This is a genomic window from Treponema sp. UBA785, assembly GCF_002297065.1.
GTDB lineage: Bacteria > Spirochaetota > Spirochaetia > Treponematales > Treponemataceae > Treponema_D.
Map to the genome: position 1 here is coordinate 1,653 of NZ_DBJD01000047.1, position 14,873 is coordinate 16,525.

At 39.3% G+C, this 14,873-nt stretch carries 13 protein-coding genes; 4 read left to right on the forward strand and 9 right to left on the reverse strand.

The genetic code is table 11. The annotated features are described in order from the left end of the window. Positions 1 to 539 (reverse strand): beta-ketoacyl-[acyl-carrier-protein] synthase family protein (locus B2X33_RS03620; RefSeq protein WP_296667728.1); only part of this gene is annotated, 539 nt, incomplete at its 3' end. 323 nt (positions 540 to 862) lie between these two features. Between B2X33_RS03620 and B2X33_RS03625 the strand changes: the two genes are divergently transcribed. Then, the gene (locus B2X33_RS03625; protein WP_296023042.1) at positions 863 to 1,708 is read left to right on the forward strand and encodes a polysaccharide lyase family 7 protein; all 846 of its coding nucleotides are present in this window, start codon (positions 863 to 865) and stop codon (positions 1,706 to 1,708) included. Between the two features lie 69 nt (positions 1,709 to 1,777). Here the strand turns inward: B2X33_RS03625 and fabG are convergent, their stop codons facing one another. The 4 genes from fabG to B2X33_RS03645 form a co-directional block, all read right to left on the reverse strand. Then, entirely contained in the window at positions 1,778 to 2,521 is a 744-nt protein-coding gene (fabG, locus tag B2X33_RS03630; RefSeq protein ID WP_296023040.1) for a 3-oxoacyl-[acyl-carrier-protein] reductase, read from the reverse strand. A gap of 17 nt (positions 2,522 to 2,538) precedes the next feature. Then, complete coding sequence (locus B2X33_RS03635; RefSeq protein ID WP_296667730.1) at positions 2,539 to 3,492, reverse strand: ACP S-malonyltransferase; 954 nt, start codon at positions 3,490 to 3,492, stop codon at positions 2,539 to 2,541. 197 nt (positions 3,493 to 3,689) lie between these two features. After that, positions 3,690 to 4,469: a class I SAM-dependent methyltransferase gene (locus B2X33_RS03640; protein WP_296667732.1), complete on the reverse strand. Its 780-nt coding sequence runs from the start codon at positions 4,467 to 4,469 to the stop codon at positions 3,690 to 3,692. Positions 4,470 to 4,472: 3 nt separating this feature from the next. Next, on the reverse strand, positions 4,473 to 7,004 hold the full coding sequence (locus B2X33_RS03645) for an ABC transporter substrate binding protein (RefSeq protein WP_296667734.1): 2,532 nt from the start codon (positions 7,002 to 7,004) through the stop codon (positions 4,473 to 4,475). A gap of 173 nt (positions 7,005 to 7,177) precedes the next feature. Here B2X33_RS03645 and B2X33_RS03650 point away from each other — a divergent pair, with 173 nt between their 5' ends. Further along, positions 7,178 to 7,312: a hypothetical protein gene (locus B2X33_RS03650; protein WP_296023030.1), complete on the forward strand. Its 135-nt coding sequence runs from the start codon at positions 7,178 to 7,180 to the stop codon at positions 7,310 to 7,312. Positions 7,313 to 7,333: 21 nt separating this feature from the next. Here B2X33_RS03650 and B2X33_RS03655 read toward each other — a convergent pair whose 3' ends face one another. After that, complete coding sequence (locus B2X33_RS03655; protein ID WP_296667736.1) at positions 7,334 to 8,890, reverse strand: extracellular solute-binding protein; 1,557 nt, start codon at positions 8,888 to 8,890, stop codon at positions 7,334 to 7,336. Between the two features lie 204 nt (positions 8,891 to 9,094). Here B2X33_RS03655 and B2X33_RS03660 point away from each other — a divergent pair, with 204 nt between their 5' ends. Then, the gene (locus B2X33_RS03660; RefSeq protein WP_296667738.1) at positions 9,095 to 9,583 is read left to right on the forward strand and encodes a 2-thiouracil desulfurase family protein; all 489 of its coding nucleotides are present in this window, start codon (positions 9,095 to 9,097) and stop codon (positions 9,581 to 9,583) included. A gap of 33 nt (positions 9,584 to 9,616) precedes the next feature. Here the strand turns inward: B2X33_RS03660 and B2X33_RS03665 are convergent, their stop codons facing one another. The 3 genes from B2X33_RS03665 to B2X33_RS03675 form a co-directional block, all read right to left on the reverse strand. After that, on the reverse strand, positions 9,617 to 10,291 hold the full coding sequence (locus tag B2X33_RS03665; RefSeq protein ID WP_296667740.1) for an HAD family hydrolase: 675 nt from the start codon (positions 10,289 to 10,291) through the stop codon (positions 9,617 to 9,619). 65 nt (positions 10,292 to 10,356) lie between these two features. Continuing rightward, entirely contained in the window at positions 10,357 to 12,477 is a 2,121-nt protein-coding gene (locus B2X33_RS03670; RefSeq protein ID WP_296667742.1) for a methyl-accepting chemotaxis protein, read from the reverse strand. A 275-nt stretch (positions 12,478 to 12,752) separates the two neighbouring features. Continuing rightward, the gene (locus tag B2X33_RS03675; protein ID WP_296023014.1) at positions 12,753 to 13,925 is read right to left on the reverse strand and encodes a phosphoribosylaminoimidazolecarboxamide formyltransferase; all 1,173 of its coding nucleotides are present in this window, start codon (positions 13,923 to 13,925) and stop codon (positions 12,753 to 12,755) included. 211 nt (positions 13,926 to 14,136) lie between these two features. Here B2X33_RS03675 and B2X33_RS03680 point away from each other — a divergent pair. After that, positions 14,137 to 14,873 (forward strand): amidophosphoribosyltransferase (locus tag B2X33_RS03680; protein WP_524539498.1); only part of this gene is annotated, 737 nt, incomplete at its 3' end.

The following is a 14,873-nucleotide window of genomic DNA, read 5'->3' on the forward strand; positions in this document are numbered from 1 at the left end:
CGTCCTGCACGAATCTGATCAAGAGCATAGCCAATCGCATCTGTTCCAGAAGCACAGGCGGTACAAACAGTGTGAGCCGGACCGTGAATGTTGTTTACGATACAAATATTTCCTGCAGCTTCGTTTGGAATAAGCTCAGGAATTGTCATTGGAGGAGTGCGTGTAAAGTTTGAGCTAAAATATGATTTGAATCCGGCTTCTGTAACTTCAAAACCACCGATTCCAACGCCAAGATAAACACCAGCCTTGTCAAGCACAGCCTCGTTTCCAGAAAGTTTTGCATCGTCAAGAGCCATTTTACTAGCAGCAACAGCAAACTGTGTAAAGCGTGCCATTTTGCGAGCTTCTTTTGCATCCATATAATCGCTGGCTTTAAAATCTTTTACTTCAGCGTCGTATTTTACTTTAAAAGGAGTTGCATCATATCCGGCAATTGGAGCAACCCCGCTTTTTCCTGCCTTGAGGGCAGCCCAAGTTTCGTCAGCAGAATTTCCGACTGGACTTACACAACCAAGTCCTGTAACAACAATTTTTCTCATCTTTTTCTCCTTATAAAACTCCGCGTTAGCGGCAAGCTACAGATGGCGAGAATCACAGTTTGTAAAAGCAACGCTAGAGCAAACTGTAATGATAAAAATTACACGGATGTAATTTTTATCATGCCTCCTATAGAAAAATCCAGTTTGCCACGCAAAACTGTTTAAAATAATAAACCAGCAAAATTTCAAGCTGATTTTAACTTTCTTTTAATTTACTATGACAAAATATCAGTTTTTGTCATTTTAAGCAAGTGTTTTTTTCATTGCTAAACTATCAAATAACAAGCAGACAATTCAAAATAAAGACTATAAAATAGAAAAAAATGAACGCTAAATTATTTCTTAAAATAATCGCATTAAATGCAGTTCTTGCAGGCTGTGCTTCAAGCAGCGGCGAATACTCACCTTATGTCATGCCTTACGCCACATCAGAAGAACTCGAAAAAAGACAAAGTCCTGTCCCGCTCATTCCAGCCGACAGTTCTGGAAACATCGATTTTAATCTCCAGTATCCGTCAGGAACTAAAGACGGCGGCATGATAACCGCATCTCTCGCCCAAAACTCAAATTTCAAAAACAAATATTTTTCAAAATACACGGACAAAAACAACACAGATTGGATAAGAATTTCACTCGATGCCTCCGATCAGGGAAAATCTCCAAACGGTTCTTCAGTCCGCGTAGAACTTGCCCAAAAAACAAAATGGGCGCTTAAAGGAACTCATTCTTTCACCTACACTTTTTTCGGAAACTGCTCCAACGCCTCAGAAGCAAAATTTACTGTCGGGCAGTTTTTGGCAAGCAAACTCCCAAATGCAAACGGAAAAGCAACAGACCGTCCGCTCTGCCGAATCGAAGCAGAACAAGGAAAAATCGTTGCAAAGATCCGAAATTATTACGAAGCAGATAAAGTAGACGAAATAAACGGTGATCCAATAAAAATTGAGCTTGGTGCTTGGATTCCTTCAAAAGAGACTACAATCAAAATTCAAACAGAAGACAAAAAACTCACAATTTTCCGCGATGGAGAAAAAAAAGAAAGCATAACCTTTTCAGAAATAGTCCGCTCCGATGAACGCAATTATTTTAAAGCGGGAATATACTATCAGAACAAAGATTCTCCGCAAATTTTTACAGAAATATTCCTGAAAAACTTAAAAATAGAATAAAAAAACGCGCCATAAAGGCGCGCAAGCAAGAAATATACGGCAAAAACAAGTCTTTGTCAGCGTAAAATTTTACGCGCCCATTCCACCGTCAACACCAATAACTTGTGCTGTCACATAAGAACTCAAGTCGCTCGCAAGGTAAAGAGCGGTATTTGCAACATCTTCCGGAGTTCCAGGTCGTTTGAGAGGAATTTTTTCAATCATAGCCTGTTTCAATTCCTCTTTAAGAACATTAGTCATATCAGTTTCGATAAAACCAGGAGCAATGCAGTTTACACGAACACCGCGGCCTCCAACTTCTGCAGCCAGAGATTTAGAATAAGCAATAAGACCGCCTTTAGAAGCAGCGTAGTTAACCTGACCGCCGTTTCCATGAACTCCGACAATCGAAGACATATTGATAATTGAACCAGAACGTTTTCTGATCATATCGTTAGAAACAATCTGACAGATTAAGAAAGCAGCCGTAAGGTTGACTCTCAAAACATCGTCCCAATCAGCTTTTTTCATTCTGAACGAAAGACCATCGCGCGTAATTCCAGCGTTGTTTACAAGAACATCAAAACCGCCGGCTTCTGCAAGAGCGGCTTTTACAACTTCTGTCACCTGCTCAGCATTGCCTACATCAGCATAAATTTCGTGAAAAGCCACACCGTTTTCTTTTGCAAGAGCTTCGATTTCTGCTTTTCCGGCACTTTCTTTAGAACAAAGTCCCCAAACTTCACAACCGTTTTTAATAAAAGATTCAACAATTCCACGGCCAATTCCACGGCTAGAACCAGTCACAAGAGCCTTTTTATTCTGAAGCAACATACTTCCTCCCAAATTTATTAAAGTGCTGCCAAAACTTCAGCAGTGTTTACAGCAACAGCAGGCAAAGTCGCACCAAATTCAGTCTGTCCCCAAAGACCAGACAAAACTTTTCCAGGACCAACTTCAAGAACAGCCCACTCACTTCCATCTTCCTTAATCAAATCAGCAAGAACTTTTTCTTCGTCAGTCCAGCGAACCGGATTAGTAAGATGCTCAACCGCACTTGCCTTTGCAGGCGCGCCTTCTGTAACTTTTTTTCCTGTCACATTAGAAAAAAGCGTAATTTTTGGATCTGCAAACGTAAAAGGTTCAAGCGCCACCTTAAAATTATCAGCAGCTCTCTGCATAAGCGGCGAGTGGAAAGGACCAGCAACAGCAAGACGTACAACACGACGCGCCCCGCAAGCCTTCGCCGCTTCTTCTACCTTAGCAAGCCCGTCGGCAGTTCCTGCAACTACAGTCTGTTTTACAGAATTCAAATTTGCGGCATAAGCGCCATCGATTCCGGCAGCGATTTCTTCAACTTTTTCTGGCGGCAAACCAAGAACAGCGCTCATTCCAGGCGCATTTCCAGCATTCTCTTCAGCAATCTGTTCACAGACAGTCTGCATTATCGAACCACGCTGGCATACAATTTTGATAACATCTTCAAAAGACAAAATTCCGGCGGCATAAAGAGCAGGAAATTCTCCGAGCGAAAATCCCATCGCAGCAGAAGGCTCAATTCCCTTTGTTTTAAGAGCGGCCATTATCGCAATACTTGCCGTAGTAATCGCAAGCTGACTGTTATCCGAGCGGTTAAGCTCTTCCTGAGGAGTATCCCACAAAAGTTTTGCAACATCTTTTCCAGCAATCTTAGAAGCTTCGTCAACAACCTTTTGCGCTTCCGGATATGCTTCACAAATATCCTTAATCATTCCCTGTGCCTGAGCACCCTGTCCAGGAAACAAAAATGCATATTTCTTTGCCATAGTTTTCTCCCATAAAAATAAAAAAATTGAGTTTGACAAAAATCAACAAAATGTCATTTTGCACAGTTTATAAAATTCTTCAGGAATATGCAAGGGCGTTACGGCTGCGCCGTCGCTACGACCGCCCCTCCGCATTCGCTCCGTCCCTTCCGGGGACAGCTGACGCTGGGGCTATCATCGCTAACGCAATTTTTGAATTATTTTGTATTTTTTAGAACATCGACAGTATGGCTAGAAGCACCGAGCAATTCAATCCGTTCTGCATTTGCCAGCTGATATTTTACAAAAAGCTCAAATGTTTCTTCGTCCATTGCATTTAATTCCCGGCGCATATAGTCAGAAGGGCCGTCCGCCGCAATAATTTTTATGCGTTCAAGACCAGCTATTTTATTCAATTCATTTATATCATCAAGCCGAAGGTAACTGTAAAGCTCTTTTTCGCTGCTTACGGTTTTAAAATCTTCTGTCACGCTGCCGTTTTCAAAACACTCTTTTATTTTGTTTTTCTTAAAGCAGTATTCGATTATACTGTAATCGTTCATAACATAGGCAACAAGAATAAAACCGCCTTTTTTTGTTACTCGCTTAGCCTGTTCAAAAACCTTAATTCTTTCTTCTTTCGTGTGCAAATGATACATCGGCCCAAAAATCAAGGCTATGTCAAAAAAATCCGCATCCAGAAAACTCAAGTCAAGGGCATTTCCCGGCCAGATATGAACTCCAGTCTGATGCTTTGACTCAATTACCTTCCGATTTCGTTCAACAAGCTCAACCGCCGTAACAAAATGACCTTCTTGAGCTAAAGCCACAGAATAGCGTCCGGTTCCAGCTCCAACATCAAGAATTTTAAGATTTTTCCGTTCGCCTATGCACTCGTGAATATATTTTTGAGCAACTGTATATTCTACAATTCCATGCCGTGTCGAAAGGCGATGCTCTTCGTTAAATTTATTGTAATAAGTTTCAAGCAAAGTCATAAATCAAACCGCAACTGAAAATTCAGGAACATCATCCGCGCTAATCGGCTTGCTGAACAAATATCCTTGAATAAAATCACAATTCATAGAACAGAGCTTGTCATACTGCCATTTATGCTCAACGCCTTCAACAGCCAGTTTCATTCCCAAACCATGCACAAGCTGCACAATATTCTGAATAAAATCTTCTTTTCCATCTACAAGATAATTATCAACGAGAGACTTGTCTATTTTAACCTTGTCCGCTGGAACAAAAGTCAAATAGCTGAGAGAAGAATACCCCGTTCCAAAATCATCAAGAGCAAGTGTAACACCAATTTTTGCAAGTTCGTCAAAAAGCTGAGTTACGCGGCCTTTTTTACCCATAAAAAGGCTTTCTGTAATTTCAATTTCAATTAGATCTGACGGAATCCTGTATTTTTCCATCATGTTTTTCAGATGCAAGACATAACCGTCATCAACAAGTTGTCCATTTGAATAGTTTATTGCAACCTTTCGAAGCTTCATTCCTTCAGAACGCCAGATGTCCATCTGACGCAAAACTTTTTCGGTAACAATTCTTCCGATTCGAGCAATAAAACCGCTGCTTTCCGCTACAGGAATAAAAACATCCGGTCCAACTGAATAATCCTTCAAGCGGACAAGAGCTTCAAAAGCGCAGACATCGCCAGTTTTTGTAGAAATCTCTGGCTGATAGCGAATTTCAAAACCGCCATGCTCACATTCGTCTTTTAAAATGTCAATAATCGAATTGCGCCTCAAAACCGATTCTTTCATTTCCGGCATAAAACCAAGACAGGTTCCAAAACCAATCTTTTTTGCCTCATACATTGCAATATCCGCATTTGTAAGAAGCTCATCGTAAGAAACATCGATAGACGAATCTGCAAAACCCAAAGTTACGGTTATTGAAAGTTTTGTTCCGTTAAAATACATCGGTTCATTGAGCAATTGACGCAAAAGTTCAATCTCTCGCCCATTTTTTTCGATATGACCGCATTTATAGACAAGCAAAAATTCATCTCCGCCGTAGCGTGCCGCAAAATATTCACCGTTTACAGTAAGTTTTGCAAGCCGGCGTCCGTATTCTTTTAAGACAAAATCGCCGCATGCGTGTGTGTAAGTGTCGTTGTAATTTTTAAAATCATCAACGTCCATCAAAAAAAGCGTAAAAGGCAAGCCAGAATGTATAAGTTTTTTTATTTCTGCCTCACCGTGACTTCTGTTTGGAAGCTCCGTTAAACCATCATTGTTTGCGACAAAAGTCAGTTTTGTTTTCGAGTCAATCAGCTCCCTGTTAATTTGGCGCATTTTTTTATTCATCGCCATGACAATTTCGTTAATTTTTTTTGATTTGTAATAGCTTGTAATAAAAACAACGAGCATCAAAATCAAAGAGAGTATTATAAAAAAAACAGCAATGAACAGACTTTTCTGTTTTTTTAAAATATTTTCCGCCTTGTTGAAAAAAATCGTTTCGGAAGGCAAAGTCGCAGGATTTATATTGAATTCTTTCAGAAGTTTGTAATCAAAAATACATTTTCCAGCCGCAAAATCATCGTATTCAAAATCAAAAATCTGTTTTTTTCCTTCGAGAATTTCATAAACAATTTCTACAGCATGGCAGGCGGCCGCATAGTGATCATAAACTTTTCCACCCAAAAATCCATTCCCAATACCGACAGCATTTGTCCTATAAACGGGAATTCTCCGTGAATACGAACTGATAAAATCAATAAGCTCATAAATAGAAAAAGAATTTCTGTGTGCATAAGACTGCAAAGAAGAAAGACACAAAACTACTGAATCAGTGTGAATTGCAGACAACCGATTAGCAATCTGTTCAGGAGAATTTCGAGAAATCGTAATAAACTCATAGGTTAAGTTTGGATATTTTTTTATTGCGTCCAAAAATTGCTCTCTGTCGCCACGGCCCGTTAAAGAATCATCAAGAATACAGCAAACTTTTTTAACATTAGGATTTTGCTCAATGATTATTTCAAGAGTTTCATCAACAAAATTTTTTTCTCCAAATCCTGTAAACCATGGATTTTTTTGAGCATTTTTTGCATGAGCAATATCGTTTATTCCAAAAAATACAACCGGAACATCTTTAAAAAGTTCGTTATGGAACTGCTCAATAAAAGTTAAGGCAGCGTCATCGCTTACAATAACCGCCTTGTAATTTGTCGGACGCATAGAAATTTTATGCTTTACTGTCTGATAAAAAAGCTCGTAATTTTCGACAGTGTTATAATTAAGCATGTCCATGTACATAACTTCGTACATGATGCCTTTTTTTTGCATAGAATATTCAATGCCTTCAAGCTGATTCTTTGTAATCAAATAGCGAGGATCATAAGAACTTATATAAAGAACATCGTAAGTCTTGTTTTCGTCCAACTCAAAAGGTTCAAATCTATTTATTTCGCCCTTAAGAAAAATAAAAATTAAAAGGGCAATTCCAGCCAGCGCGCAAATAACAGCCAAGCCAGTCAAAACAGAAGTAATAACTATCGATTTTCTTCTATTCATAACAACACTCCCCTTAAAAAAAACATATTCCGCTTATTTTATCATAAAAAAACTTAACTAAAAAACTCTGGTTGATAATTTACCGTTATCGCACAAGAAAACTTTTTTACCAAGGACAATCAGTGTCTCACTAGTTGTTTTATCATTGGCATACCAACTAAGGAGGAGCATTTATGGCTATGTTTTTTTTATTTTTGGGATTTATCGCTTTATGGGCAATTACAGAAATTATCGAAACCTTTTTAAACGAAAAACGCCAGCATAAAAGCCGGCGCTGTCAAAAAAGAACACTCCGCTGGATAGACTAAATGCCAGCGAAATGGGCAAAACTATTCGGTAAGCAGGTTGTTGCTTTCAACGTAATTTTTACATTTGCGTTCCCAGTCGATTCCGCCAATGCGTGTAAATCCGTTGAGCCACTGCTGCCAGTTTTCTCTAATAAGGGCACGTTTTCCTGTAACAAAGTCCATAACGCCCTGCTCGTAATATTTTTTTACTTCGGCAGACGGAGCTGGCAAACCTTCTGAGCCAAGGGCTGGAGTCCAGTCCTGATTCTGCATATTTTTTAAAACTGCGTATGCGCTCATTTTTTTGCCGTTGCGGCTTACCCAGGTTGGATAGCGGCTTTCAAGCTCAACTTCGCTGTTATAAAAAATCAAATTTCTAAGCTGAAGATAACGTGCAAATGATTTTTGAGTATACGCTTTTGAAGGGTCAGCCAAACCTTCAGTTGTGATTTTTCCATTTTCGTCACGTCTGTAGTTTACGCCTTCTTCACCAAATCCCAAAAGATAATAACCTTCTTCGCTGCTCATCCATTCAAGAAGCCTTGCAATTGCCTCAATCTTGCCTTTTTCTCTGGCATTTTTGCTGATTGCATAGATGCGGTGTCCCTGGTCAGTGTAAATTCCAACCGATTTAACCCCAGAAGGACCTGTCGGAGGCTCAATTACAATCCATTCTCCATCCGGAAACTTTTCGTCAAAAGGTGAATAGTTGTTTTCGAGGGCAAAGGCTGCATTTTGTTCACGCATAATTCCAAAACGACCTGATTTCCAGGCATTTCTAAAATCATCCTTCTTATAAACAACCCAGTTCGGATCGATTACTTTTTCGTTAACCATCTGACGCACAAAATTTACTGCGTCAAAATAACTGTCTTTGTAAATATTAAGTCCGGCAGTATCTTTGTTAAAATCAAAAGTTCCTTCTACTCCAAAAGCGCCAAAAATCGGGTCAAATTTCACACCCAAACCTTCTGAATTCTTTTTGATTTCAAGATAAGCGCCGTAACCATAAGTGTCATTTTTGCCGTTGCCATCAGGATCGCTGTAAGTAAAAGCCTTCATTACGTTCATGTAATCGTCGAGAGTTACAGGAATTTCAAGGCCAAGTTTATCAAGCCAGTCTTTTCTAATCAAAATTCCTTCATTTTTTACAACTGAACCTGGCTGGCTCAAAGCATAGTGCTTGCCCTTGTAACCATACGACTTGCGCTCTTTTACATCATACATTTGAGAAGTACGAGTCGGCATAAGCTCGTACATGTCATCAACATAAGAAATACATTCTTTTTTCATCAATTTTGGCAAGACAGTTCCGCTCACAACAAAAATATCTGGCAGACGTCCGGCATCTGCGGCAGCTATAATTTTTTTGTCCGCTTCAGTAGAACTTGCAGGAACAGCAGAAATTTTTAACTCGATATTCAATTTTCTGCGGATAATGTTAAAAACTTCCCAATCTGCTGGCGGTTCTCCAGCTTCAGAAAAAGTTGCGCCGTACCACAATTCTAAAGGAATAATATTTTTTTCTTTAGAACCGCATGAAGTAAGAATTACTGCAAGAAAAAGCGCTGCGCAAACAGCTGAAATTTTGCATTTCATTTAAAATTCCTCCAAACTCATTTATTCTAAAACTTAATTAAATTCAATTCAAATAAATATACAGCCAAACATGAAATATATCATACAACCGTTTTTATTTCGAGATTTTAGAGATATTCTTTTGTTATTCATTCTTTTTATTTCTTTTCTATGCTTATACTTTTCTCTTGTCCAACCATCAAACTTAATTCATAATTATTTTCTATGAACATTCTTGTAAGCGCCTGCCTCTTAGGTTTTGATGTAAAATATGACGGCGGAAACAACGGCTCAATTCTGCAGGAAGAAACCTTTGAACGCCTAAAAAAAATCGCAAACATAATTCCTGTCTGTGCGGAATGTATGGGAGGACTTTCCTGTCCGCGCTCTCCCTGCGAAATTTCCGGAGAAAAAGTAATCGACTCGCAAGGCAACGACAGAACTCCTCAATTCAAAAAAGGCGCTCAACAGGTTTTAAAAGCGGCAAAAATGTTCGGATGCTCTTTTGCGCTTTTAAAAGAAAGAAGTCCTTCGTGCGGAGTTGGAAAAATCTACGACGGATCATTCAGCCACAAAATAATCGACGGAAACGGAATAACGGCAGACCTTTTGCTAAAAAACGGAATAAAAGTTTTTGGAGAAAACCAGATAGAAGAACTATTTGAATCTCTCCGTCTTGCAAAAGCGCCGCTTCAATTGAGTTTTGCTTTTTAAAATTATTTAAGCCGACAAGCAAAATCTGTCAAACTAGCTTTGACAAACTAAATCCCCCGGTTTTGAAATTATAAAATCGGCCTTAAATTCTTCAAATTCCTGCTGGCTTCCATAGCCCCACAAAACTGCACAGCATTTTAAGCCGTTTTTTCGCGCTCCGAGAATGTCGTGTTTTCTGTCGCCAATCATCAAAATCTTGCCGTTTTTTCGTTCAGCCTGCAAATTTTCGTGCTTAATTACATATTCGATAACTTTGTGCTTTTCGCTTCTTGCTTCCGCCATGTCCGCGCCGCCGGCAAAATCAAAGTATTGAGATAAATTAAAATGTTCCAGAATTCTGAACATAAAAACTTCCGGTTTTGAAGTTGCAACGTAAAGTTTTTTTCCGCTTTCTTTGAGTTTTTGCAAGGTTTCTGGGATTCCTTCATAAACTGCATTTTGAAAAATTCCTTTTTCCGTATAAAACTCACGATATTTTTCTATGGCTTTATCGCACCGCTCTTCGCTCAGTCCATAAAAAACATTGAACGACTCTGCAAGCGGAGGCCCGATAAAACGCTTGAGTTTTTCATCGTCCGCTTCTTTTATTCCAAAACATTCAAGCGCATAACGCACACTGTTTACAATTCCTTCGGCAGAACGTGTCAAAGTTCCGTCAAGATCCCAAAAAAAGTGCGTAAATTGAGAAAAATCGTTTCTTAACAACATACTCCGATTGTAGCAAAAAAATGAACTTCACTACAATCAAAACATAATATGAATTTTTTCCGATTTTAAACTTTGAACTGATCGACCTGAATACCAATCTGTCCAATTGAAGCTTTCATACGGTTTGCAAGTTCAGAAAGCGCCGCTCCAGTTTCGTTGATTTTGCGTGCCCCGGAAGACATTTCGCCCATTCCGTCTTTTATGCTGAATGTAGCTTCCTGAAGATTTTTTATTTCATCAAGAATCGCCTTATTTCCTTCAGCCATTTCCAAAGACGCTGTTTTTACCTCGTTAGAAGTGTCATTCATGCTGTTAAGGGCGACTGCAATTTGTTTTGAACCTTCATTCTGTTCTATCATTGCATTTGAAATTTCCTGAACAAGATTGTTTGTCAAATTGATTTCCTGAGCAACGTCGTTAAACGCATCGGAAGCAATGCCAGAAGCATCAACCATCTGCTCAATGCTGTTTATGATTTTATCCAGCTGATTACCGATTGTCTGCGACTGAGAACCAGAATCTTCGGAAAGTTTACGAATTTCTTCGGCAACAACGCTAAATCCCTTTCCTGCTTCGCCCGCATGAGCCGCTTCAATTGCCGCATTCATTGCCAAAAGATTTGTCTGCTCTGCAATTCCATTGATTACGACGTTTGCTTCGCGCAAAGCCTGGCTTTCTGCCTGAATTTCTTCGATTTTTGCCGTAACATCGTTATTTTTTTGAATTCCAGTTGCCGCCTTCTCTTCAAGCTCGTGGAAAGTATGAGCCATTCTCTGAACAGAATTATTTACAGAATTGATGTTTCCAATCATCTCTTCAACAGAAGCACTCGCCTGAGTAACAGCCGCGCTTTGACTTTCAATCATGCGGTTTAAAGACTCTATGTTTGAAGCAATTTCGTTTACAGCTCCGGCAGTTTCGTGAACAGACTCGCTCTGAACGCCAATCTGCTTGTCCATACCCTGAATATTGCTAATAATCTGACTAATTGCCGCTACAGTGTCTTCTGTACTGTTCTGCAGAAGTTCATCGACTTCGACAAGGTCGTTCTTAGACTGCTTCATTGTTGAAACAATTATGTGAAGTTTTTCAGAAAATTTATTGAAGCCATCAACAACGCGTCCAATTTCGTTGCTGCTCTTTAACTGAATTCTTTGCGTAAGGTCTGCGTCTCCAGTTGCAATTCCGCGGATCGTGTTTTCCACAACACTCAAAGGCTTTATCTGTTTGTACATTATAAAACCTACAAAAAGAACGATTATAACGGTAATTATAATTCCGCAGATTAAAAGTTTATAGAAAATTGCAGTTGAAGCCGCATTGATTTCTGTTTCTTTTAATAAAAGCATAATTTTCCACGGCGTGTGCTTTACAATTTTTGAAAAAATAACAATGTTTTCGCCAGCACTATTTTTTATTATTCCAGTATGACTGTCATTCGCCCAAGCAGTCTGAAAAACAGAATAAGAAGCCGGGTCATTTTTTCGGATATAATCAACTTCTTCCTTTAATTTTTCAGAATTAAGATTTGAGGCAATAACCTTTCCAATGCTGCTAAAAAGCCCAGCTTCGCCAAGCGAACCAAGATTTATATCTTCAAGGACCTTCGCAAAATTAGATTCTTCAACGTTTCCACAAAAAAAACCGATTGTTTCGCCATTGCGTTTGGCAGCACGGCATACATGCACAACTGTTTTCCACGAAACTTTAGAAGGAACAGGATTATCAACATAAGAATCTGCGCCGTTCTGCATGATTTCTTTAAAATAATCGCGGTCAGAAACAATCGTCTGAGTTCCAATATCCGAATAATAAAGTCCGTCTTTATCAACCCATGCAACATAATCAAAAAAATCTTTATTTCTGTCCTGCTCATGATCGCGCAGCCAGGAAACAATTTCTTCCGTGCTTGCATTTCCTTTTATGATGTCTGAATTGCAGTAGTAATCTAGGGCTGCAAAATATTTTTCAATAACATTTTGCTCAAGATTTGCATAAGTATCTACAAACTGGGCATATTCAAATTCTGTACTTTTTTTAAGCTCCTCTTTTGTAGTTTTTGTTACAAACCGAATCTGCAGCACGTTAAAGAAAATTACAATCCCCGCTAAAAAACCGCCTATAAGAAGAAATAGGCGTCCTCCCTTTTTCTTTTCCTGCTGATTCTCAGTCTTACGTAGTTTCATAAAAATGCCTCCAGCTTAAAAAAAATTATTTTTCCGAATGTCTAAACAAAATATCTAAAAATTTCAGTTTTTAGATAAAAATTTGAAATATAAAAAATCGCCTGTTTTATTCTACCAAAAAATATCAAAATCGCCACAAAAAAACTCAAAATCATTGCAAAAAACGACCATAAAAAAAAACGCTCCCGACAGAGAGCGTTTTTAGTTTTAATATGTTAATATTTTTTCGTCAAGAATTCTTACAAACTACGCAAAACAGCGCCTTTTATAAAAAACTAGTGATGGAAAAGTCTAATTCCGTTAAAGCACATAACCATATTATACTTATCGGCAGTTTCGATTACCTGATCATCGCGAACCGAACCTCCCGGCTGAGCAATTACAGTTACGCCAGATTTGTGCGCACGCTCAATATTGTCTCCAAACGGGAAGAAAGCGTCTGAGCCGAGAGCAACATCTGTATTTTTAGCAAGCCATTCTTTTTTCTCTTCGCGAGTAAAAACTTCAGGCTTTACTTTGAAAATTCTCTGCCAGCTTCCTTCTGCAAGAACATCTTCATATTCTTCGCCAATATAAACGTCAATTGCATTATCGCGGTCTGCGCGTTTAATTCCGTCAACAAACTGCAATCCGAGCACTTTTGGCGACTGACGCAGCCACCAGTTGTCGGCTTTTTGACCAGCAAGGCGTGTACAGTGAACGCGGCTTTGCTGTCCAGCGCCAATTCCAATCGCCTGGCCGTCTTTTACGTAACATACAGAATTTGACTGAGTATATTTGAGAGTAATAAGAGCAATAATAAGGTTATGTTTTTCATCCTCGCTCAAATTTTTATTTTTCGTAACAATATTAGAAAGACAGCTTTCGTCAATTTTTATAAAATTGTGCCCCTGTTCAAATTTTACGCCAAAAACCTGCTTAACTTCAGTTGCCGGAGGAACGTAAGACGGATCAATCTGAATAACACAGTAATTTCCGTTCTTTTTAGCCTTCAAAATTTCAAGAGCTTTGTCAGAAAAAGCTGGAGCAATAACACCGTCAGAAACTTCTTTTTTAATCAAAAGAGCAGTAGCTTCGTCACATTCATCGCTCAAAGAAATAAAATCACCAAAAGAAGACATTCTGTCAGCACCACGGGCACGGGCATAAGCGCAAGCCAAAGGAGAAAGCTCAACACCGTCGGTAAAATAAATCTGCTTGAGAGTGTCGTTCAAAGGCTTGCCAATTGCAGCGCCAGCAGGAGAAACATGCTTAAAAGAAGTTGCGGCAGGAAGTCCGGTAGCGTCCTTCAATTCCTTAACAAGCTGCCAGCCATTCAAAGCGTCGAGCAAATTTATATAACCAGGTCTTCCGTTCAAAACAGCAATTGGAAGATCACCTTCATCAACAAAAACCCGGGCAGGTTTCTGGTTTGGATTGCATCCATATTTCAATTCAAGTTCTTTCATTCTTAAAAACTACCATAAAAAAATGTTCTATTCAATAAATCAAAAAATCACAAACCGCATCCTCTGTCATATCCGGCTCTTGCTATAAGTCCTCGCTTCGCTGCGGTCTTTCCGCAACGATCCGGGGTAAATTTTACCGTTTATTGTAAAAAAATCGTCTTGGCACTATAATTGTGCTTTATTTTTGCAAAGACTTCAAAGAGGTACATTTATGGGCGGAATTTTTGGCGTTGCTTCAAAAGACGACTGTTCGATGGATTTATTTTTCGGAACTGACTATCATTCACATTTAGGAACCCGCCGCGGCGGACTTGCAGTCTATCGCGAAGATGACAAATTTCAGCGTGCAATTCACAACATCCAGAATTCTCCGTTCAGAACAAAATTTGAAAACGACATTGAGGAGATGAAAGGCCGCATCGGAATCGGCTGTATTTCAGACTACGAGCCGCAGCCTCTTCTTGCCTGCTCTCACCTTGGACGTTTTGCGCTTACAACCGTTGGAATCGTTACAAATAAAGACGAACTTTCAAAAGAGATTATCGAAAACGGCGGCGCTTTTCTTGAAATGTCCGGCGGAGAAATAAACCAGACAGAACTTATTCTTGCGCTTCTAAACACTCAAAAAACAATTCTCGAAGGAATTCAATACGTTCAGAAAAAAATAAAAGGCTCAATCACAATGCTTGTTGCCACTCCAGAAGGAATTTACGGCGCAAGAGACAAGATGGGCAGAACGCCGCTTCAAATCGGAATAAAAAAAGACGCAAAAGGCTCAATTCTTGCTCACTGCCTTTCTTTTGAAAACTTTGCATATATGAACCTCGGCTACGCTGACGAGCATGAGCTTGGACCTGCGGAAATCGTTTATGTAACAAGCGACCGCTACGAGATTCTGCAGAAGCCTCAAAAAGAAATGAAAATCTGCACGTTCCTATGGATTTACTA